Raw genomic sequence first — 19,780 nt, 5'->3', positions numbered from 1 at the left:
ATAGTGTCATGTACAGTGTACTTTAAGAGAAAATTATTATATATACCAATCATTCATATGAGTGCTGACCTTGGAACACTGTCTCATGAAATAGATAAAAAAGGCATAGAAAGAGTTGGAAAAAAGTTATGGGAAAGACATAAAGAGGTGATTTCTGGTTTTTGGAATTCTGTTGTTACATATCTTAAATCTTTAGATGTTAAGGGATTTAAAATATATCAGGATGGAATGATAGCAGATGGAGAAGTGGGTATGAGGATTGTGAAGGAGGGAATAAAAGGCGGAAGTAAAAATTATGAGATCATAGCCGAGTTATTAAAGGGTGGTGCAATTTTAGTTAAAACTGAAGATTTTGCTCTGGTAAAAATGGAACATGACAAGATTAAAAAATTAGCTCAATCTAAGTCTATCATGGATAAGTTCACAGCTTATTTGGACTATAGGGTGACTAAGAACAGTTTGCTAAATGAAAGAGATAAATTTATAGCCATGAGAATTGATAGAACATTGAATCATGGAGAAACAGGAATTCTTTTCCTTGGAGCTTATCACAACATAATCGCAAAGCTTCCTAAAGATATTCATATAATTCAGTTAAAAGACCAGAACAAAATAAAAGAGTATCAAAGATTGTTCCTTCATTGGAAGAAGGATGAAAAGAGGTTTGAGGAATTGGCGAATTACCTTACATCCTGCGTTTCCATTTAATCTAATACCGTAATAACCTGTTTCCTTTACAACGCATTCAAAAATTAAACAGATTTAATCAAAGATAAAAGTGAAAATTCAAATTTACAAAGAATGTAAAATAAATTCTACAGATTTTTGTTTTTTCTTATGTAAAAATATAAATATTTTTTAATCAAAATTATTAAGATCTCAATAAAACAACAGAATATGTAAGATTTCAAAAAATAATAAAATAATTTTATTCGATTCGATGTTGGCATATTTCTTGCTTAAAATATAATTGTCATTAATTATTAAAGGAGGTCAAAATAGATGAACATACTCGAAGAAATGAAAAACCTTGCACATAATATAATTAGCTCCTATTTGGCCAGAATTGAAGCAATAGAAAATATGATTGATATTACTCATAAGAACTTAGAGGATTTTAAGGTTCAAAGAGAGAAGATGAGCATACAACTTCGCCAGATTTTGGCCAATGCTGAATCCTTAAGAAAAAAGGATTTTGATAATATGATGAAAAGTATTCTTTCTCATCAAGATGAGAGGGAGAAGGAGGTGAGAGAAATACAAAAGAATTTCTTGGAAGAGCACAAAAGAATGGCTTCTAAATTAAAAGAATATCTTTTCAATGCTGAGTCCAGTAGAATTGAAGATTTTAAAGCTTTAATAGAGAATTTAAAGACGAGACAAGATGAGAGGGAGAAGGAGGTCAGGATGATACTAAATGACTTCCAGAAAGAACAACAATATTTAACAAAGGGGTTAAGAGAGTTATTGGCTAAAGGAGAACAATTGAGGATAAAGGATTTTAAAGCTTTTTTAAGAGAGATTCAATCAAAACAAAGAAATAGAAAGAAAGCAGATGACACAAGAATGGCAAAACTCGTCTATTAAAAAATATAGTGTCAAAGAATACAGAAAGGAGGTGATACGTAATGAATGAGGAAGGAAAGAAAAAAAAGGAGGAAGAAGAGAAAGAAATAGAGTTAAACTTTGGGATTGGAAAAATTTCTTTTGGAGGATTATTTAAAGGCATAGGGAATCTAATTGATTTGGTTTCTAAGCTTTCTGAAGAAGCTGAGGAAATCAAAAAGGAAGGAGAAGTAAAACTTGGTAAGGAAATAAAAGGAGTTTACGGTTTTAGCATAAGAACATTGGTTGGTGGAAAACCAATAGTTGAGACCTTTGGGAATATTAGGGAAACCCCTAAGGGCCCTGTAGTAGAGGAGGTAAGAGAGCCAATTGTAGATATCTTTGATGAAAAGGACCATATATTAATGGTTGCTGAGCTACCTGGAGTGGAGCAGTCTGATATTCAAATTGAAATAAAAGAAGATATATTAAACATATCTGCAGAAAGAGGTGAAAGGAAATACAGAAAAGAAGTTCTTTTGCCAACATTAGTAGATGAGACTACTAAAAAGACCACTTATAAAAATGGAATTTTAGAAATCGAGATAAAGAAAAAACAAGAATAGGTGAGAGGAGAAGAAATTGATCATAAAATTATTAGATTTTTCTGATAATTTAAAAATTCCGAGGGAAGTGAAAATTGTGAGGCTTGAAGACTCCTTTAAAAAAAGTGAGAATAACTTAGAATCTCCTTCAATTTTACCTCGTAAAAAATCCAGTAAAACCTTTAGAGTATTATTTCTAATTGTGTTGATATTATGGGGTGCTACTTCTTTTCATTTATTTAAATTCTCAGACTGGAATTTTAAAGAAAGAATTCAACTTAGAAAAGAATTAAAAAATTCTCAAGATCAGCTGATTTCTCAGCTCAAAAGAGAAAAAGAAAATTTAGAGTGGATCCTTAACGAATATATCAAAATTTGCTATTATCTTGATCAGCTTTATCCAAATCCTGAAAATTCAAGTCTTGCAAAGTTAATAGCAAAAAAGGCCTTTGAAAATAGAGAAATTGGACTTTCACCGGAGGTTATATTAGCAGTGATTCAAACAGAATCTGGTGGTAATGCTAATGCAGTGAGTTATAAAAATGCCAAGGGACTCATGCAACTCATCGATGAAACAGCAACTGATAGACTGAACGAAATTGGGCTGCCTTTTTCTGAAAAATTTGTCTTTGATCCGGTTTTTAATGTGAAATTGGGAATTAACGAATTAGTCAGACTACATAATTATTGGATGAAAAAAGGGAAAGAAAAGAAAGATGAATGGACTTATTCATTTCATTCTTATTTTTGGGGAATTGATGGAACACAAAAATTAATAGATGAGGGAAGAGAAAAGGAGATCATTAATTCCGATTATGTCAGCAAAGTTTACGGATATTTTGCTGAATTGAAAGGAGAGATAAAAAGTTCAACGAAAATCAGAGTCATGGCCGATATTTTTAGATGAGAACTATACTCATCTAAAACAATAGAGGAAAATAAAATTGGAAGATCCCTCCGGTGGAAAAAAAAATTAATGAAAGAAATAAATATTTTACAGTCTTTGAAAATATAGTTGAGCCAGTAATAATAATAGATTCAAATTATGTCATTCAAGAAATAAATCCTGCCGCTGAAACATTTCTTGATATAACCAAAGAATATGCAAAAGGTAAACTTTGCAATGAAATACTCCACTGCACCATTTGCCCTCAGGATTGTCAATTAAAAGAAGCTATAAATAATTCAATGAAATTTTCTGGAATTGAAAAAGAAATGGATATAAAAGGTAAGAAAAAAATTGTTCTCATGAATTGTTCATTTATTCAAGATTTTAAGGGAAGAAATATCAGTGGAGTTGCAATTTTAACAGACATTACCAAAATAAAAAATTTAGAGGAAGGAATAAAATACCTTAATCATAAAATCTCTGTAATAAAAAAAGAAGAGGAGGAGGGGCACAAATTTGAGGAGCACGTAATTCAGATGCAAAAGATGGAGTCTTTAGGAGCATTGGCAAGTGGAATTGCCCATGATTTCAACAATCTGCTTGGCGGCATATTAGGATATGCATCACTTCTTATAACAAAGATACCCAAAAATAGTGCTTATTATCATGATGTGGAAAATATCTTAAGTATAACCAATAGAGCTTCTGATCTTACTTCTAAAATTTTAGCCTATGTTCGAAAGGAAAAGGACAATATAAGATTAATAAATATAAATAATATAGTTAATGAAGTTGTTAGTCTCCTCTCGAGAACAATTGAGAGAAGAATCTCAATCGAAAAATATTTGGAAGAGGAGTTGTTTTATGTTATGGGAGATGAAAATCAAATTCAGCAAGCTTTTCTCAATGTATGTATAAATGCAAGAGATGCTATGCCTGGAGGAGGAATATTAACAATAAGGACTGAAAATGTAACTCTTAAAGAGAGCTTTATTGAAAACTACATTGGCATAGGGTCAGGAGATTATATTCTCATAACAATTTCTGATACAGGAATTGGCATGGATGAGAAAGTGAGAAAGAGAATATTTGAGCCGTTTTTTACAACAAAACAAAAAAAGCAAGGCACAGGTCTTGGGCTTTCTATTGTTTATGAAATTATAAAAGGTCATGACGGGTATATAACAGTTGATAGTAAATTAGGAAAAGGAACCACTCTCAAAATATACCTCCCAGCAGTAAAATCACAAACATCAGAAATCATTGATCAAGAGGAGAAAAAAATCTCAACGGGAAATGGAACAGTTTTAATAGTTGATGATGAAGAAATTATAAGAAATTTAATAAGAGAAATTCTTGAGAGGTTTGGATACAAGGTATTCACCGCATCTAATGGAGAAGAGGCAATTGATATATATACAGAGATGAAGGATAAAATTGATATAATAATCTTAGACATGATTATGCCAGGAATAGGAGGAAAGAGGACTTTCTCTAAGCTTAAGGAAATAAATTCTAAAGCAAATATACTTTTGATGTCAGGATACAAGAAGAATGGAGAAACACAGGAAGCTTTAAACGAGGGCGCCTTAGGATTTCTTCAAAAACCTTTTAACGTAAATGATCTTATTAAAGCTATAAAAATGATTCTGCACCATTCTGGTGCATGCAAGTAAATTTAAATAAAAACCTTTTCAACACTGCCCTTAGGGCAGTGCGAGGAGCCTTTCGGATGAAGGAAAAGTGATTAATTCTCCTGGTATTTTAATTCTCCGAAAGGCTTCTATGAGCTGCTCAGCGAAGCGTCTAAGGAGATCTTTCTCCCATAGAGAAAGTGTTGTGTCACATTAAGAATAATGTAAAAGTTATTTAAGTGACACAACACTAGACTAATGTCTGCAAAATGACAAATTTTTATTGACAACAGAGAAAATTAAAATATAGATTAGATAGGAGATTTAGAAGTCCATGGAAGAACAGAAGGAATTATTTGACATTAGAGAATTACAGAAGAGAACAATTTTACCAAAAAAAGTTCCCCGCATAAACATGATATCCATTGAAAAAATTAGACCCAATCCAAACCAGCCAAGGAATGAAATGGGAAATCTTGAAGATTTAGTTCAATCCATTAAATCCAAAGGAATATTAGAGCCAATTCTTGTAAGAAAAAAAGAAGATTATTTTGAAATTATAACGGGGGAGAGAAGACATGCTGCTGCTCTATTTGCTGAATTAAAAGAGATTCCATGCATCGAACTTGATATTCCGGATAATGAAGCCTTAGAAATTTCTTTAATAGAGAATCTTCATAGAAAAGATTTAAACCCCTTTGAGGAAGCATTTGCATTAAAAGCTCTTTCTGATGTGTATGGTTACACCCATCAGAAGATATCAGAAAAAATAGGAAAATCAAGAGTTTATGTAACAGAAATGATCTCCATTACAAAACTTCCTGCAGAAATTATAAGAAAATGTCAGGAAAAAAATGTAAATTCAAAATCTGTTCTTGTTCAATTGACAAGATTGCACAGAAATGAAAAGGAAACTGAAAAAATAATAGAAAAAATAAAAGAAAGAGAATTAAAAAGAGAAGATTTGAGAAGAATAAAAAGAGAAAGAGAAAAACCTTATATTTTCAGTTTCAGGCCAGAATCAAAGGAATTTTCCCTTAGATTAAGGTTTAAAAGGAAAGAAGTAGAAAAACAAGAAATAATAAGAATCCTTGAAGAAATATTAAGAAAACTGAAAGAAGAATAAAAATTTTTTATTTACAAATAAAAAATTTATATATTGGTTTACATAATAAATCTTATCCGACATTAATTTATTGACTTAAAAGCTCTATTTATGATTTTTTCGCATATGCTACAGAATTTATATGATTTATTATCTGTATCTATTATGCTGTTAGAAAAAAACATGACACATCTTGAATTTTTACAATGATTAAGTCCAAATGAGTGACCCAGTTCATGAACTGCCTCTTTTAATGTTCTTAGGAGGAAGATAGAATCATTTTTTCTTTTATTATAATATTCTTCTCTTAATCTCTTAATTGAGATAAGAGAAACCTCTCCAAAAATTTCTGCCTGACCAAAGATAAAATTCAGATTCTTCACAAATAGATCCTCTTCAGTAACTCCCAGCACTTTTATCGCATTCTGTGGAACTTCTCTCTTGAGTTTTTCCATTATGAAGGGAGAATAATACTGTCCTCTTTTTTGGTCATAGGCAAAATCTAAGCTTTTATTTCCTTTTTTGAGTATTACAGGGTAAGGAAATATTTTTTCAAGAGTTTCTTTCAAATAGATAAGGCTGAAATCCTCAATCTCTCCAAGAGAAATTATGAATATTTTGTCTTTTTCCACCTATTATAAGCCTCTACTCATGGCATCAAGAAATTCTGCGTTTAATTTTGTCTTTGATAGTTTATCCACTAATAATTCCATAGCTTCAACTTCATTAAGTTGGCTGAGAACTTTCCTAAGGACCCAGATTCTATTCAATATATCTTTTTGCAATAATAGCTCTTCTTTTCTTGTTCCAGACCTTGTGATATCAATTGCAGGAAAAACTCTCTTATCTACAAGCCTTCTATCTAAGTTAATTTCCATGTTCCCTGTTCCTTTGAACTCTTCAAATATTACTTCATCCATTCTGCTTCCTGTATCGATTAAAGCTGTTGCAATTATTGTCAGACTACCTCCTTCTTCTATTTTTCTTGCGGAACCAAAAAATTTTTTTGGTTTGTGAAGGGCATTAGCATCAATTCCACCGGATAAAACTTTGCCCGAGGGCGGAACGATTGAATTGTAAGCCCTTGCAAGTCTTGTTATACTATCGAGTAAAATCACAACATCTCTTCCGTGTTCAACCAATCTTTTTGCCTTTTCCAATACTATTTCTGCTACCTGAGCATGTCTCAAAGGAGGTTCATCGAAAGTAGAGCTTATAACTTCACCTTTAACTGTTCTCTCCATATCAGTTACCTCTTCAGGTCTCTCATCGATCAAGAGAACTATTATAAATATTTCGGGATGGTTTTTCTCAATAGATTTTGCTATTGTCTGGAGAAGCATGGTTTTACCAGTTCGAGGAGGGGCTACTATCAATCCCCGCTGACCTTTTCCAATAGGTGTGAGAAGATCCATAACCCTTGCAGATATATTCTGGGGTTCTGTTTCAAGTCTTATTTTTTCGTGAGGATAAAGAGGGGTAAGCGAATCAAATTTTAAATTCTCTCTTTTCTTTATTGCAATATCAGGAGAAAGGAAATTTATTGCCTCAAGTTTAATCAATGCAAAATATTTTTCTCCATCTTTAGGAGGCCTTACAAGGCCTGAAATTGTATCTCCAGTTCTCAAATCAAACTTTCTTATCTGGGAAGGAGAAACATATATATCATCAGCACTCTGCAAATAGCTATGTTCAGGAGCTCTTAGAAAACCAAATCCTTCTGGAAGACATTCTAAAACGCCCTCTGAGAAGATATAGCCATTCTTGCGCGCCTGAGCTTCGAGAATTTTAAAGACGATATCCTGCTTTCTAAGTTCTGGAGCATCTTCAATTCCAAGATTCTTTGCAATTTTTACTAAAGTTTGAATATTTCTTTCTTCTAATTCGAGTAAATTATAATCCCTTTCCATCATGACATCTCCTTTTCATATTTTTAAATTGTAAATTTAATTTATATTTCTTTTGAGTTAATTATTATTTTTCTTTGAAAAGTTTTAAAAGAACATAATTAATTTGTTATTCCTTTTCCCAATGGTTGTGAATCAGATGTTTTTTCTTCTTTTGTCTTGACTATTTCTTTTTCTAATTCCTCATTAAAAAGTGCCGATGAAATAGGCTTTACAAGAGATAATTCCAAAACTTTATCCATATTTTCTACTAAATAAATTGTAATGGAATTTCTAACCTGTTCTGGAACGTCTTTAAGATCCGCCTCGTTATCCTTAGGAATTATCACATTTTTGACCTCTGCTCTATGGGCAGCCAATAATTTTTCTTTGATCCCTCCTATGGGTAATACTTTTCCCCTTAATGTAATTTCCCCAGTCATTGCTATGTCTTTTCTTACGGGTATCTTTGTTATTAGAGAAATTATTGCAGTGGCTATTGTAATTCCAGCAGAAGGTCCTTCCTTTGGAATAGCACCTTCTGGAACATGAATATGAATGTCATACTCTTTATGAATATCCCTGTCTATTTTCCAATCAAGCAACTTTGACCTTACATAACTGAAAGCTGCCTGTCCTGATTCCTGCATTATTTCACCAAGATGACCGGTCAGGGTAAGATTTCCTTTTCCCTTCACCATTGTGGCCTCAAAAGTAAGAAGCTCACCACCAAATTCAGTCCATGCTAATCCCTGAGCAGCTCCAATTTCGCTCTCCTTTGCTCCTTTCGAAACTCTGTATTTTGGAATTCCGAGGAACTCCTCGATTTTCTTATCATCAACTAAACAAAAATAATCCTTTCCGTTTGCAACGACCTGTTTGGCTATTTTTCTGACTATCGAAGATATTTCTCTTTCGAGATTTCTTACACCTGCTTCTCTTGTATATTTTCTTATGATTGCAAGAATAGCCTCATCAGTGAATTTAATATTTTTCTCTTTTAATCCATGCATTTTCAATTGTTTTTTAACTAAAAATCCTTTAGCAATTTCGAGTTTTTCTGTCTCTGTGTATCCAGGAATTCTTATAATTTCCATTCTATCTAAAAGGGCCTGGGGGATAGGCTGAATTATATTTCCTGTAGTTATAAACATGACCTGAGACAAATCATATTCAGTATCTATGTAATGGTCAACAAAAGTATTATTTTGCTCGGGATCAAGAACTTCCATTAAAGCCGCTGCTGGATCTCCTCTGAAATCCATGCTCATTTTGTCAATTTCATCAAGCAAAAATACAGGATTTTTTGTTTCGGCTTTTTTCATCATCTGAATAATCTGACCAGGATAAGCACCAATGTAGGTTCTTCTGTGACCCCTTATCTCTGCCTCATCTCTCACGCCTCCAAGGGAAAGTCTGACAAATTTTCTTCCCGTAGCTCTTGCGATAGATTTTCCAAGCGAGCTCTTCCCTACTCCCGGAGGTCCTATAAAGCAGAGAATCGCTCCCTTTGGATTTTTCACAAGCTGTCTTATAGCTAAATATTCTAATATTCTTTCCTTTACTTCAAACAATCCGTAATGATCTTCATTTAATATTTTTTCTGCCAATTTTATGTTTTTCTTCTCCTTTGATCTTTTACCCCAGGGAATAGAAAGAAGCCAATCAAGATAATTCCTCGATACAGTTGCTTCAGCTGATAAAGCTGGCATAGATTCCAATCTTTCGAGTTCTTTCATAGCTTTTTCTTTAGCCTCAGGAGGCATATCTGAGTTTTCTATCCTGTGTCTAAATTCTTCAATTTCATTTCCCTGCTCTTCTTTTCTTGAAGGCTCTTTTGAGAACAATCTGAATCTTTCTCCAAAGGGCTTTTTACCATCTGTTTTTCTTTTTTGTTTATCCCTTCCCTGATATTGGATTTTGGCAATTTCCATTTCAATGATAAAACTAAGCCTCAAGAGTCTTTCTATGGGATTTAATGTTTCAAGGAGGTTTTGTTTTTCGATGACAGAAATATTCAAATGAGAAGCAATAATATCAGCGATCCTGTCAGGATCATTTTCTCTCATGGAGGGAATGATTGATTCAAAATTAATATTCTGGCTGAGTTTAACATATTCTTCAAACAGATTCATTACAGAATGGATATGTTCCTTGATATCACTGAAAGGAACGACTATCTTTAAAATTGGCTTTGTTAGAACTTCATAAAAAGGAATTATTTTTTTATACTCAATTATTCTTGCTCTTTTTATTCCTTCCACAACAACTTTTACATTCCCCTCCTCTTCTGTTCGCTCATCCTGAGCTTTTAAGTGTTGAACTATTGTAGCAATTACACCGAAACTGAATATATCTTTGGGCTGAGGGGAGTAAATGGTGGGGTCCATTTGAGTGGAAAGGAAAATCCTTCTATCACCATCAAGGGCTTTCTGTAAAGCTTCTAACGAAGATTTTCTTCCTATTATAAATGGAACAAGGGTTCCAGGAAATACCACCACATCCCTTAATGGAATTAAAGGGAATGTTTCGTACAATTCAGAAATTTTTTCCGGATGGTTACCCATGTTTACATTCCTGATGCTTTTTTCAGAGTATCAAAATTAAATTCTTTTTGTTCAACGATTTCTTTTGTTATTATAAATTCTTTTATTTCTTTATTGGAAGGTAAATGAAACATTATATCAAACATTAAGTCTTCAATTATTGTTCTTAAACCTCTTGCTCCAACTTTTCTCTTTAAAGCTAATGAAGATATTGAATATAAAGCATCATCTGAAAATATGAGTTTTACACCCTCTAATTCAAATATCTTCTGAAACTGCCTGATTATTGCATTTTTTGGTTTGATTAATATATCAATAAGCGCTTTTTCATCCAGGTCACTTAATGATGCTATGATAGGTAGTCTTCCCACAAGTTCAGGAATAAGACCATATTTTATCAAATCATCAGGTTGAATCTGACTGTAGAGATATTCGATATCATCTTTAATTTTCTCCTGAAAATTAGATTTAAACCCAACTGTTCTTTTTCCCAATCTGCGAGCTATTATTTTATCCAGTCCTATAAAAGCACCCCCACAGATGAATAATATATGAGTTGTATCGATCGGGATGAACTCCTGATATGGATGTTTTCTTCCGCCCTGAGGTGGAACATTTGCAATTGTTCCTTCTAAAATTTTTAGAAGAGCCTGTTGAACTCCTTCTCCTGAAACATCCCGGGTGATTGAAGGGCTGTCACTTTTTCTACTTATTTTATCTATTTCATCAATATAAACAATCCCCTGTTGAGTTTTTTCCAGGTCATAGCCTGAATTTTGGTAGAGCTTTAATATAACATTTTCTACATCCTCTCCTACATAGCCGGCTTCGGTTAAAGTAGTAGCGTCAGCTATTGCAAAAGGAACTGAAAGAATTTTTGCAAGTGTTTGGGCTAAAAGGGTTTTTCCTGTACCTGTAGGGCCTATTAAGAGGATATTACTTTTTTGAAGTTCAACATCTTTTGTATATTTAGCCAATTTTATTCTTTTATAATGATTATACACAGCAACTGAAAGCTTTTTCTTGGCCTTTTCCTGCCCTATGACATATTCGTCAAGGGATGCTTTTATTTCATACGGGGTGGGAAAATTTCTCTTAAAATATGATTTCTGATCCCTTAATTTTTCCGCTTCGATCATATTGTGGGCCATTTCAACACATTTTTCACATATATATATTCCTGGACCTGAGATCATCCTTTGAATTTGACTTTGAGGTCTACTGCAGAAAGAACACCTTAATTCTTCCTCTCTCCCATTTTCTCTCATTTATTTCCTTTATATGCGTGAAACTTATTCTCTTTTATAGATTACATTATCAATTATGCCGTAATTTTTTGCTTGTTCTGGCATCATTATAAAATCTCTATCTATATCAGACATTATCCTTTCTTTTGGCTGACCTGTGTGCTTCATGAGAATTTCATTCAATCTCTCTCTGAGTCTTAATATCTCTTGAGCATGAATGGCGATATCTGATGCCTGTCCATGAACACCTCCAAAAGGCTGATGGAGAATTATTCTTGAATTAGGAAGCGATGACCTTTTTCCCCCAGCTCCTGCAGAAAGTAATACTGCTGCCATACTTGCTGCCTGTCCTATACATATAGTTGCCACATCAGGCTTTACAAATTGCATTGTATCATATATGGCCAGACCAGATGTGATTGAGCCTCCAGGACTGTTTATGTAAAGATATATATCCTTTTCAGGGTCTTCCGCTTCTAAAAACAATAATTGAGCTATTACAACATTTGCTACATTATCATCGATGGGCGAGCCAATAAATATTATATTATCTTTTAAAAGTCGAGAATAAATGTCGTATGACCTTTCTCCACGCCCATCTTGCTCTACAACAAAGGGAATCAAATACATTAGGAATCCTCTTTATATTTAATTATAGCTTTATTAATCAAAAAGTCAAGCGTTTTTTCCATCAATAAACTTCTTCTCAATTTTTCCTTAAGATCAGAATTTTCATATGTGTTCTTCACTTTTTCAAAAGATTGATGCGTTTGAGTGGCAATATTCTTTAACTCTTCCTCAATTTCATTGTCATTAACATAAATTTTCTCCTTCTCTGCAATCTTCCTCAATATAAGATAATTTTTAACATTTTCTCTTGCTTGAGCCTTGTTTTCCTCCCTTAATTTTTCTTCTAATTCAGGAGTTAAAGGAACTTGTGTATTCTGAATTATTCTCTCCATTATATACTCAATTTCAAGCTCTTCCAGATATTTTGGACAAACAATTTCATTCTTTTCTCTTATTTTTTCCAAAGCTCTGGCTTTTAAAATTTTTCTTTCATTAATCTCTATTCTCTTCTCTAAAGATTCTCTAATTTTATTCTTTAAATCTTCAAGATTCTGATAATTTCCAAGATCTTTTGCAAATTCATCATTTATTTCAGGAAGTTTTTTTTCTTTTATCTGGATAACTTTTATTTTGTGCTCTATTTTTTTCCCGGCTAAATTTTTTTTGGGAAAATCATCAGGATAATCAGCCGTGTATGTTTTTTCTTCATTCATCTTCAGGTTTAGAATATTTTGGTACAATCCAGGAATATTTTCAACCTCTTTCCCCATTATTCCGTAAAGTCTTTCTTTTGGCAAAAGTCTTTTTGTTTCTATAATTTTTTTCTGAACTTCAAATACTGCGAAATCTCCATCTTGGATACCTCGATTCTCAACGGGAATAAACTCTGCAGCATTATCCTGAAGCTCTTTCAAAACTGTTTCTATATTTTCTTCCTCCACTTTTGTCTTTCTAATTTCTAAATTTACTCCAATATAATCTTCTACATCGTACTCAGGGAGGTATTCAAAAATAATTTTAAATTTAAGGGGTTTTCCCTCTTCAAATTCAATATCTTTTATAAGAGGAGGGTGAAGTGGTTTTTTTTCAGATTTTTTTATCGATCTGTTTGTTCCAATCTGAATTAACTCATTTATTATTTTCTCTTTAATCTCATTGTTAAAATAGCTTTTTACCAGTTCAGATGGAGCATTTCCTCTTCTAAACCCCGGGATTTTTGAATGCGAAGTAAAATCTGAAATTACTTCTATTTTTTTCTTTTCCACTTCTTCCACTGAAATTTCAACCTCAATTTCTTCTGTGAAGTTTTTTTCTAATAGTTCTTCCCTTTTTATTTTTTTTCTCCAGTGCTATTATTACTCAATATTTTCTGCGAAAGGGGGGACTCGAACCCCCACGGAATTATCCATAGCGTCCTAAGCGCTACGCGTCTGCCAATTCCGCCACTTTCGCATTGGATTATTTATTCAATTGATCTTTAAGCCCTTATAATAACACTTTCCAAAAATTCCTGTCAATACGGAAGTGGCTCTATGTCAAAAATAGTGATACACATACTGAGAAAACAATTGGTAGGAAAGAAACAAATACCTTTCTTCTATATACCTCAACATTTCTAAACCCAAAACTAATTCTTTTTGCCATTTTTATTTTTATATGCACTCCCTCTGTATAAGCATTTGTTGTTCTGGAGAGAAAATAAGATTATACAGCCGGATTTTGATTATACAGCCGGATTTTGATATAATGATTTTATAATGAAAGTCGCTGTTGATAAAAAGCTTTTCTGGTATATGAAGGAGGAAGCCAAACTTGATCTTCAAAATCCATCCCATGTTGATATGTATGTCCAGCAGGTTCTTTCGTATGGCAAAGCAGAGAATATTAAAAAAATGTTGAAAATACTTACTTCTGAGAAATTCGTCGAATCCTTCGAACGAATAAAAAGGTTTTTACCTAATGAGGTTAGAATTTTTTGGGAGGACGGTCTTGGAGATACTGGGAAGTCTCCAAAAAGAGATACTCAATTGCCTTAAGGATCTATCGGATATTGAAGCGTTCTATCTTACGGGAGGAACTGCTTTATCAGCTTTTTATTTAAAACACCGAAGAAGTAATGATCTTGATCTTTTCACAACCATAGAAGAACTAATCACTCCATTCAGCCTTAAAGTAGAAGAGACTTTGAAGAGAAAAGGCCTCGTCATCGAAAGGAAGAGAAGCTTCCAATCCTTTGTAGAACTATTTGCAAGTTCTCCCATGGAATTTACTGTCTTACACATTGCTCTTGATTCCCCCTTCAGATTCGAAGAACCACAGGAATCTAAAGACTTTCCTAAACTCAGAATTGATAGTCTTATTGATATTTCGACTAATAAACTCCTAACTCTTTTTGGAAGAGCAACTCTCAGAGACTTTATAGATGTCTACTTTTTGATAAAAGAGAAATTTACAAAGTCTGAACTCCTACAAAAGTCAAAGATAAAAGACCCCGGATTGGACATCTATTGGCTTGGCGTTGCCTTTGAGAGAATTAAGGAATTCTCTTCAAACTCGTCAGAATTGCTTTTATTAGTAAGATCATGCGGTGTGGAAGAACTTCAGAATTTTTTTGATGAATGGAGAACTGAGATATACAGGGAGATTACAGGAGGTAGTTAAGGACGCACTCCTAATTATTTTTGGTTTAGATTTTATATGAGACAACGATTTTAAACATTATTTTGATTCATATTTCCAAAGGGAAGAATAAATATAAATGATTAGAGCAATTTCTTTTTTTTAATCTCTTAAAAGATAAATGATTTTGGAAGAAAATTCCAAAGAAGAGGTAAAGCAGAGAGCTTCTTCTAAGTTATTTCCCACTGCAAAGCTTCCGTGACCTTTAACAATTATAACTTTATATTTTTTTAGTATTTTAGAAGCTATCTTTGCAACTTCTTCTGACCCAACAGTAGATTTTACTTCTATGCATGGAATTTTACCTAAGAGGATTTTTCCTTCAGAATCTTCTGGTATTATGAAATCCTGTTTTAATGATAAAGCTATAGTATAGGGAGGATGAGAATGAATGATTGCATTCACAGGAACTTCTTTGTAGATTTCCTGATGAACTTTTAATTCCATCGAAGCTTTTTCATCAAATCCATCAAGAGAAACTTCAATTATATCAATCTTTTTTAAATCGCCTAACATTGCACCATGTTTTGTTATGAAAACTTTATCTCTCTTTCTTACACTCATATTTCCAGCATGGGAAGATATCAATCCAAATTTTTGAAGACTCTTCCCTACCCTGTTAAATTCTCTAAACATATATGTTAGCCTCTCTGAGAATTTCCACTATGTGTTTAACTTCAATAGGAGAATTTTCCCTGATTAGAGTTCTTTGGATATGCATCATACATCCTGGACATGATGTGATTACTGTATCAGCCTTAGAATCTTTTATATTATCTAACTTTTTAAGAGCAATTTTTCTGGCTAAATCATGGTAAAAAAAGCTAAAAAGACCTGCGAAACCACAGCACCTATCAGAGTCTTTCATCTCAATAAAGTTTGCATTAGGAATTGATTTCAAAAATAATCTTGGTTCTTTATGGATTCCTAAACTTCTTTTCAGATGACATGGGTCATGATATGTGATTCTTTTTTCCTCGGAAAAACCTCTGAAATCAATATCCGGATATTTCATTATAAATTCGTTTATATCCCATACAGAAGGAGATAATTTATTATCAGGAAATAACTCCTTGTAATAGTTTTTTAAAGTCACTGTACATGTTGGACATGATGAAATTACTGGAGCTTCATCATATAATTTAAATAATTTGATGTTAATTTCAGCTATTTCCTTAAATCCTTTTCGATCACCGTATGAATATAAAGGAGCTCCGCAGCATATCTCATCTTTAACAAGAACTACATCAAATCCGAGTCTATTAAGGACATCAATGCTCGCCTTCTCTATGTCTTTGTAAATATAATTAATTAAACAACCTCTATAGAAAATAACTTTTCCTTGGCTTTTTTTTGCTTTGAATATTTTTTTATTTTCTTTAGAAGATGATCTTTTATCTTTTGTGGGAAAGCCTTTTTTTGGTTCTAAAGGGTTCAAGATTAAAAAATTATAAAAAAACCTGTTTGGATCTATCTTATTATGAAATACTCTATTAGGTATATTAAGTATCTTCAACATTTCAAATGAGAGAGAAAGGGTTGACCTTTTTTTTATTATACTTTTTAAAATATTTGGAAAGATTCTAAATCCTTCATTATAGAATATGTCCTCCTTTGAGAGATGGATTATTTCATCTATTTTTATTCCGGATGGGCATTCGAAAAAACAGGATTTGCATTCCAAGCATTTTTTTATTCTATCTTTATAAATTTTCGATAATTTAAATTTTCGGCTTACATAAGATTCTATCAAACTTAACCTTCCTCTGGGCCCCATTGATTCTATTTTTTCTTCAGAATAGACTGGACACGATGGAAGACATAAACCGCATCTCATACATCTAAATACTTCATCTTTGTAAAAATCCAAATTTTCAGTCATCTTCAAATATTTTACCTGGGTTGAGGATGTTGTTAGGGTCAAAAAGCTTTTTTATGCCTTTCATTATTCTATATCCTTCATCTTTTACTTCCATTTTTAAAAATTTTGATTTCATAATTCCGATTCCATGTTCACCACTGAGAGTTCCTCCCAAAGAAAGAGCTCGATTAAAAATTTCATGAGTAACTTTTTCAACTTTTTCTTTTTCAAGACCTATTCTCATATCCGTGAGTAAAGTAGGATGGAGGTTCCCATCTCCTGCATGACCAAAAGTTCCAATTGTTAACAAGTATTTTTTACTCAATTCCTGAATTCCTCTTATCAAATCAGGAACTTTATCTACTGGAACTGTGGCATCTTCTATTATTGTAGAAGGCTTTATCCTCGAAAGAGCAGAAAGAGCAGACCTCCTTGCAGTCCATAGTTTTTCTCTTTCCATATCATTTTCAGCTTTTAAAATCTCCTCTGCATTGGAATGATGAAGAATTTTAAGGAGGATTTCTTCCTGTCTTTTAGCTTCATCTTCGTAACCATCGATTTCAATCAGCAATATAGATTCTGCACCTTCAGGAATAATTCCTGGAACAAAATCTTTTACTGCTGAAATTGTAGTTTCATCCATTATCTCAATAGTTGAAGGGATGAGCTTTTTTCTTGCCATTTCAACTACTGCTTCAGCAGCAATTTCTAAATCTTTATAAGATGAAAGGAAAGTTATTGTTTTTTCAGGCTTTGGAATTAATTTCAAAATTGCCTTTGTAATTATTGCGAGGGTTCCTTCTGAACCAACAATTAATCTTGTTAGGTCATATCCTGTAACACTTTTAACTGTCTTACTACCGGAATTTAAAACATTTCCATCAGGAAGTACAAGCTCGAGGGCCCTTACATAGTCTCTTGTAACACCATATTTTAAAGCTCTGGGACCTCCTGCATTATGACTGATATTCCCTCCTATTGTAGATACTTTAAGACTTGAAGGGTCTGGCGGATAAAAAAAACCCAGATTTTCTACTGTGTTATGGAGGTTTCCTGTTATAACTCCAGGCTCAACAACAACATAAAGATTTTTTTCATCGATATCCAGAATTTTGTTCAATTTAGTTGTTACCAAGACAATCCCCCCTCTTACAGCTAAAGCTCCTCCACTCAAACCTGTTCCTGAACCTCTAACTACAACTGGAATCTTATAGTAATTGGCTAATTTTAAAATCTCTGATATTTCTTCTCTGCTTCCTGGGATTACCACAAGGTCAGGAAGGTATTCCTGGCGGGTGGCATCATATGAATAGCAAATTCTGTCCTCTATTGAGGACAACACATTTTCTTTTCCTGAAATAAACTCAAACTTGGATAGAATATTATTTCTTATTCTGGTAAATGGATTTAAATAAACCATTTTTAATCGTGGAGAATATCTTATCAGTAACTTGTAAGTAAGTAAAGTTTTGCTGTCTGAGAGATTTTTTTGCCTGTAAAGATATGTAAGGGAGAGCACACTATGTTGAAATCCTGCTCTTTATATGCTATATTTTTTACTATGAGATTGACAAAGAATCAAATAGAACATATGGCTTTTCATATAGTAAAGTTTTTAATCAGAAATGAAAAGCTCAGTGTAATCGATAAAAATAAACTTGTAGAGAAAATTGAAAAGATTATAACAGATGAATTTTTATTAGAAGATAAATTAGATGACGAAGTAAAAGAAATATTAACTCAATATCTTGACGAGATAAGAAAAGGAAATATTGAATATCATACCATGTTTCGAATGATAAAGCAGAAATTAGCAAAAGAGAGGAAAATAGTGCTATGAACGGAAGAATATCAAGGGAAAAAATAAACCATCTATCAAAAATTATTCTAAAAGAGCTCCAAGAAGATGAATCAGTTGATTTTTTAGATGATTTAAATGAAATCAGACTTGCTATTGTGAAGGCTATTGAAGAAGAATTAAAAATATACGAACAGATAGATGAAAAGGCAAGAAATAAAATACTATCCCAGAAAAAAACAGTGGTGGAAGGAAGCAGGGAATGGGAAATTTTATATAGAAAATATTATAATGAAGAAATTCAAAAGTTAGGAAAGATATGGGAATAAAACAGTGAATAGTGATCAGTGAATGGTAAATAGAAAATAATAATTGGGCAAACAAAGATACCAAAGAAAAGAAACGAAAAGCAGCAAAAAACAACAAATAAAAATCAGATATATAATTTTGAATTTTTGATAAAGTATTTAAGATTTCAAAGAGAAAAGGAGAGTTTCTCAAAAGTGGGATAATGAGTAATGATTTCGTTGAAATAGAAGAAAGAGTAAGATACGCTGAGACAGACAGAATGGGGGTCGCCCATCACTCTAACCATCTCATCTGGTTTGAGATGGGAAGGTCGGAATTCTGTAGAAGAAAGGGCCTGCCTTACAGTGAAATAGAAAAATCAGGGTATTCTCTTGTAGTTGTGGAAATATTTTGCAGGTATAAAAAACCTTTAAAATATGAACAAAAATTCCTGATAAGAACATATTTAGAAGAGCTAAACAATAAAAAAGCAAAATTCAAATATGAATTGATAAATCATGAGGATAGCACAATAATTGCAGAAGGATATTCAATCCATGTGGTTACCAATTCTGAGGGAAAATCCTCCACCTTGCCAGACGGAATTCTGCATCGATTGAAAAATTAATTATCTAAAGTTAGACCTTAAACACTTATCAAATTTTTCTCAATATTTTTCCAACCAAACCCCTTTTAATTTTTATTGCATTTGAAGGACAGTTCTCCTGGCAACAAAAACAGGAAATGCATTCTCTATAATCTATACGCATCTTATTCTTTTTTATAGAAATTGAGCCTGAAGGACAGACCTCCATACAAATTTCACATAGATTGCATTTATCATGCTTTATAAAGGGTCTTGGAAGAGTTCTAAAAACAATGTTTCTTAAAAATGGACTCAATCTTCCTTCGATGATTATTGAGGAGGGTAAACTGAAATTTTCTATTTGATTAACTCCAGAGTTATTTATTATTTGAATATTCTTTAGATTCCAGTTGCCATTGTATATTCCGATCCAAAGTGGCCATCGATTCCGATTCAAACCGGCCACTGATTCTGATTGAAAGTGGCCACCCATTCCGATTTATTCCGGCCACTTTTTCGATGAAATCAGAATTTGAAAAAG

The 19,780-nt window shown here is 32.7% G+C and carries 21 protein-coding genes, 1 tRNA gene and 1 pseudogene; 11 read left to right on the top strand and 12 right to left on the bottom strand.

Annotated features, from left to right (window positions below; all coding sequences use genetic code 11):
* The first annotated feature begins 15 nt into the window (after positions 1–15).
* From AB1410_06430 to AB1410_06405, 6 genes are all read left to right on the top strand, one after another.
* The gene (locus tag AB1410_06430; GenBank protein ID MEW6456330.1) at positions 16–708 is read left to right on the top strand and encodes a hypothetical protein; all 693 of its coding nucleotides are present in this window, start codon (positions 16–18) and stop codon (positions 706–708) included.
* Positions 709–1,002: 294 nt separating this feature from the next.
* The gene (locus tag AB1410_06425; GenBank protein MEW6456329.1) at positions 1,003–1,587 is read left to right on the top strand and encodes a hypothetical protein; all 585 of its coding nucleotides are present in this window, start codon (positions 1,003–1,005) and stop codon (positions 1,585–1,587) included.
* 41 nt (positions 1,588–1,628) lie between these two features.
* Positions 1,629–2,171, top strand: coding sequence for an archaeal heat shock protein Hsp20 (gene hsp20 / locus AB1410_06420; protein MEW6456328.1), 543 nt, complete (start codon positions 1,629–1,631; stop codon positions 2,169–2,171).
* Between the two features lie 16 nt (positions 2,172–2,187).
* A complete protein-coding gene (locus AB1410_06415) occupies positions 2,188–3,057 on the top strand; it encodes a transglycosylase SLT domain-containing protein (GenBank protein MEW6456327.1) in 870 nt (289 codons plus the stop codon).
* A 53-nt stretch (positions 3,058–3,110) separates the two neighbouring features.
* A complete protein-coding gene (locus AB1410_06410) occupies positions 3,111–4,715 on the top strand; it encodes a response regulator (protein MEW6456326.1) in 1,605 nt (534 codons plus the stop codon).
* 292 nt (positions 4,716–5,007) lie between these two features.
* Positions 5,008–5,799, top strand: a complete 792-nt coding sequence (locus AB1410_06405; GenBank protein ID MEW6456325.1) for a ParB/RepB/Spo0J family partition protein — start codon at positions 5,008–5,010, stop codon at positions 5,797–5,799.
* Positions 5,800–5,861: 62 nt separating this feature from the next.
* On the opposite strand, the gene AB1410_06400 is transcribed toward AB1410_06405, so the two are convergent.
* From AB1410_06400 to AB1410_06365, 8 genes and pseudogenes are all read right to left on the bottom strand, one after another.
* Positions 5,862–6,410, bottom strand: coding sequence for an archaemetzincin family Zn-dependent metalloprotease (locus AB1410_06400; protein ID MEW6456324.1), 549 nt, complete (start codon positions 6,408–6,410; stop codon positions 5,862–5,864).
* A gap of 3 nt (positions 6,411–6,413) precedes the next feature.
* On the bottom strand, positions 6,414–7,688 hold the full coding sequence (rho, locus tag AB1410_06395) for a transcription termination factor Rho (protein MEW6456323.1): 1,275 nt from the start codon (positions 7,686–7,688) through the stop codon (positions 6,414–6,416).
* A 98-nt stretch (positions 7,689–7,786) separates the two neighbouring features.
* Complete coding sequence (gene lon, locus AB1410_06390) at positions 7,787–10,231, bottom strand: endopeptidase La (GenBank protein ID MEW6456322.1); 2,445 nt, start codon at positions 10,229–10,231, stop codon at positions 7,787–7,789.
* Positions 10,232–10,233: 2 nt separating this feature from the next.
* Positions 10,234–11,478, bottom strand: a complete 1,245-nt coding sequence (gene clpX / locus AB1410_06385) for an ATP-dependent Clp protease ATP-binding subunit ClpX (protein ID MEW6456321.1) — start codon at positions 11,476–11,478, stop codon at positions 10,234–10,236.
* A 24-nt stretch (positions 11,479–11,502) separates the two neighbouring features.
* Positions 11,503–12,087: an ATP-dependent Clp endopeptidase proteolytic subunit ClpP gene (gene clpP, locus AB1410_06380; protein ID MEW6456320.1), complete on the bottom strand. Its 585-nt coding sequence runs from the start codon at positions 12,085–12,087 to the stop codon at positions 11,503–11,505.
* A complete protein-coding gene (gene tig, locus AB1410_06375) occupies positions 12,087–13,361 on the bottom strand; it encodes a trigger factor (GenBank protein ID MEW6456319.1) in 1,275 nt (424 codons plus the stop codon). The genes clpP and tig overlap by 1 nt, the downstream gene beginning before the upstream one ends.
* Before the next feature lie 36 nt (positions 13,362–13,397).
* Positions 13,398–13,479, bottom strand: a tRNA-Leu gene (locus tag AB1410_06370).
* A 78-nt stretch (positions 13,480–13,557) separates the two neighbouring features.
* Positions 13,558–13,716: pseudogene (locus AB1410_06365) on the bottom strand (transposase).
* 68 nt (positions 13,717–13,784) lie between these two features.
* On the opposite strand from AB1410_06365, the gene AB1410_06360 reads away from it, so the two are divergent.
* Positions 13,785–14,063, top strand: a complete 279-nt coding sequence (locus AB1410_06360; GenBank protein MEW6456318.1) for a hypothetical protein — start codon at positions 13,785–13,787, stop codon at positions 14,061–14,063.
* On the top strand, positions 14,017–14,688 hold the full coding sequence (locus AB1410_06355) for a nucleotidyl transferase AbiEii/AbiGii toxin family protein (GenBank protein ID MEW6456317.1): 672 nt from the start codon (positions 14,017–14,019) through the stop codon (positions 14,686–14,688). The genes AB1410_06360 and AB1410_06355 overlap by 47 nt, the downstream gene beginning before the upstream one ends.
* Positions 14,689–14,808: 120 nt before the next feature.
* Here AB1410_06355 and AB1410_06350 read toward each other — a convergent pair whose 3' ends face one another.
* From AB1410_06350 to AB1410_06340, 3 genes are read right to left on the bottom strand one after another with little or no spacing between them, the layout of a single operon-like run.
* Positions 14,809–15,342, bottom strand: a complete 534-nt coding sequence (locus AB1410_06350) for an aldolase (protein ID MEW6456316.1) — start codon at positions 15,340–15,342, stop codon at positions 14,809–14,811.
* Positions 15,335–16,588 carry a (Fe-S)-binding protein gene (locus AB1410_06345; protein MEW6456315.1) on the bottom strand — a complete coding sequence of 418 codons (1,254 nt, stop codon included), beginning with the start codon at positions 16,586–16,588 and terminating at the stop codon, positions 15,335–15,337. The genes AB1410_06350 and AB1410_06345 overlap by 8 nt, the downstream gene beginning before the upstream one ends.
* Positions 16,581–17,987 (bottom strand): FAD-linked oxidase C-terminal domain-containing protein, encoded by a 1,407-nt coding sequence (locus tag AB1410_06340; protein MEW6456314.1) that lies wholly within the window; start codon positions 17,985–17,987, stop codon positions 16,581–16,583. Before AB1410_06340 ends, AB1410_06345 begins: the two co-directional genes overlap by 8 nt.
* Before the next feature lie 147 nt (positions 17,988–18,134).
* On the opposite strand from AB1410_06340, the gene AB1410_06335 reads away from it, so the two are divergent.
* The 3 genes from AB1410_06335 to AB1410_06325 all read left to right on the top strand — a co-directional run bounded on the left by AB1410_06335 (position 18,135) and on the right by AB1410_06325 (position 19,281).
* The gene (locus AB1410_06335; protein ID MEW6456313.1) at positions 18,135–18,407 is read left to right on the top strand and encodes a DUF507 family protein; all 273 of its coding nucleotides are present in this window, start codon (positions 18,135–18,137) and stop codon (positions 18,405–18,407) included.
* The gene (locus AB1410_06330; protein MEW6456312.1) at positions 18,404–18,694 is read left to right on the top strand and encodes a DUF507 family protein; all 291 of its coding nucleotides are present in this window, start codon (positions 18,404–18,406) and stop codon (positions 18,692–18,694) included. Before AB1410_06335 ends, AB1410_06330 begins: the two co-directional genes overlap by 4 nt.
* Before the next feature lie 182 nt (positions 18,695–18,876).
* A complete protein-coding gene (locus AB1410_06325; GenBank protein ID MEW6456311.1) occupies positions 18,877–19,281 on the top strand; it encodes a thioesterase family protein in 405 nt (134 codons plus the stop codon).
* A gap of 28 nt (positions 19,282–19,309) precedes the next feature.
* On the opposite strand, the gene AB1410_06320 is transcribed toward AB1410_06325, so the two are convergent.
* Entirely contained in the window at positions 19,310–19,555 is a 246-nt protein-coding gene (locus AB1410_06320) for a 4Fe-4S binding protein (protein ID MEW6456310.1), read from the bottom strand.
* Positions 19,556–19,780: the final 225 nt, after the last annotated feature.

The sequence above is a fragment of the Acidobacteriota bacterium genome, from assembly GCA_040756905.1.
Lineage (GTDB): Bacteria > Acidobacteriota > Aminicenantia > JBFLYD01 > JBFLYD01 > JBFLYD01.
Note: the sequence above shows the minus strand (reverse complement) of the source record. Positions and strands in the feature narration are given on the sequence as shown.